We start from the raw sequence: 1,876 nt of genomic DNA on the forward strand, positions 1-1,876 counted from the left end.
GCCCCACGTGGGGACCCGCCGCTCGTACGCGCGTCAGAGAGGCGTGATGTTCGAGGCCTGCGGGCCCTTCTGGCCCTGCGTCACCTCGAACTCGACCTTCTGGTTCTCCTCGAGCGAGCGGAAACCGCTCGACTGGATGGCGGAGTAGTGGGCGAAGACGTCCGGTCCACCGTCGTCGGGGGCGATGAAGCCGAACCCCTTCTCGGCGTTGAACCACTTCACGGTGCCAGTTGCCATGCGGCCGTTCACTTCCTTGCAGCGGGACGACCCCGGCGGTGCCGGGACCGGTGATCACGGTCTCGTCGTCGGAGTCCGCCTGGTCGTGCAAGGAAGGCGGTGACAAGCGAGGCACTGCGACTACGTCCACCACCGTAGCGGCGCGCGAGCGGTCAAGGGGAGAGGTTTCGTCGGACTCGTTCCCTGCTCCGGGCTCGTCGGGCCCGCACCGACGCCGTGCCTGCCGCCGTACGATCGGGCGCGTGCCACCCCGATCACCGCTCCCGGCGCGGCACGGCCTCGCCGCCGCGTGGGTGCGCACACCCGACCGCGACCCCGCTCGCCCGCACCCGTGGCCGACCATGGGCGCCTGGTTGCGTCAACGGTTCCCCGAGTACGTCGACGTCGACGGGATGCTTGCGGAGCGTCGGTTCGTCGACGGCGACGGGCGCGCCGTGCGCGACGACGACCCCTACCGGCCGCACCGTTTCGTGTGGTTCCACCGCGAGCTGCGCGATGAGCCACCGGTGCCCGGCGAGCTGCGCGTCGTGCACCGTGACGAGCGGCTCGTCGTCGTCGACAAGCCGCCGTTCCTGTCCTCGATCCCGCGCGGTCGGCACGTGCGCGAGAGCGTCGTCGTGCGCCTGCGCGCCGCGCTGGACCTGCCCGAGCTGTCGCCGCTGCACCGGCTCGACCGGGTGACGTCCGGCCTGCTCATGCTCGCGACGGAACGGCGCTGGCGCGGGCCGTACCAGAGCGTGTTCGAGCGCCGTGAGGTGCACAAGACGTACCGGGCGCTCGCGCCGCTGCGCGACGACCTGGCGCTGCCCGTGGTCGTGCGCAACCACATCCGCAAGGAGCGCGGCGACTGGCAGGCGCACGTGATCGCGGACGCGCCGGTCAACGCCGAGACGCTCGTGGAGCTCGAGTCGCAGCTCGACGGGCTCGGCGTCTACCGGCTGACGCCGCGCACGGGCCGCACCCACCAGCTGCGCCTGCACCTGCTGGGCCTGGGCATCCCGATCGTCGGCGACCCGCTCTACCCGGTGGTCCGCGACGTCGCCGTCGACGACTTCGCCCACCCCCTGCAGCTCCTCGCCGGCGAGCTGGCGTTCACCGACCCGATCGACGGCACCGCGCGCACGTTCCACGCGACCCGCCGCCTCCCGCTGACCGCCGAGCCGCCCGCCGCGTGAGGTCGTCAGCGCGCCGCCTCGTCGTCAGCGGAACCTGACGGCGTCACGCCGGGCTGACGACTACGGCGGGGCGGTGATCACGAACGTCCACGCGGACAACGCCGTGGCCCTCGTCTACGTCTGCGGGTTCGCGCTCGACGAGGGAGAGGCGGTCGCCGCAGCGCTCGCGCTGACGGGGGACACCGTCGACCTCACGCCGATCGTCGACATCCGCCCGTACCCTGGCGCTGCCGGGACGCTGCGACGCGGCCATGCCCGCGGCGAGCTCGGCGGGCACGTCCTGGCAGAACACGTCGCGGAAGAACCTGCGGACCTCACCGGGCGGTGCGAGGGTGGCGCGTATGGAGCGCGGCACGGGCACGGAAGACGACGAGGTGCGTGAGCGGCTGCTCGCGATGCGCGCCGAGGCGCTCGACCGCGCGGTCGGGCTCGGCGCCGCGAAGTCCGATCTCGTCGAGGCATCG

Annotated in this window: 3 protein-coding genes; 2 read left to right on the top strand and 1 reads right to left on the bottom strand. The window is 72.8% G+C overall.

Annotated features, from left to right (window positions below):
* Window positions 1-33: 33 nt before the first annotated feature.
* The gene (gene cspE, locus CGE01nite_RS16725) at window positions 34-237 is read right to left on the bottom strand and encodes a transcription antiterminator/RNA stability regulator CspE (RefSeq protein WP_141371778.1); all 204 of its coding nucleotides are present in this window, start codon (window positions 235-237) and stop codon (window positions 34-36) included.
* Window positions 238-479: 242 nt separating this feature from the next.
* Between cspE and CGE01nite_RS16730 the strand changes: the two genes are divergently transcribed.
* Both CGE01nite_RS16730 and CGE01nite_RS17130 read left to right on the top strand, forming a co-directional pair.
* The gene (locus tag CGE01nite_RS16730) at window positions 480-1,412 is read left to right on the top strand and encodes a pseudouridine synthase (RefSeq protein ID WP_141371779.1); all 933 of its coding nucleotides are present in this window, start codon (window positions 480-482) and stop codon (window positions 1,410-1,412) included.
* A gap of 73 nt (window positions 1,413-1,485) precedes the next feature.
* Window positions 1,486-1,794, top strand: a complete 309-nt coding sequence (locus CGE01nite_RS17130; protein ID WP_048343662.1) for a hypothetical protein — start codon at window positions 1,486-1,488, stop codon at window positions 1,792-1,794.
* Window positions 1,795-1,876 lie beyond the last annotated feature (82 nt).

Origin of the sequence: Cellulomonas gelida (assembly GCF_006538725.1) — a bacterium.
GTDB classification, from domain to species: Bacteria; Actinomycetota; Actinomycetes; order Actinomycetales; family Cellulomonadaceae; genus Cellulomonas; species Cellulomonas gelida.

Coding starts and splice junctions, on each gene's coding strand:
- cspE (WP_141371778.1), bottom strand. CDS start 237: ATGGCAACTGGCACCGTGAAGTGGTTCAACGCCGAGAAGGGGTTCGGC.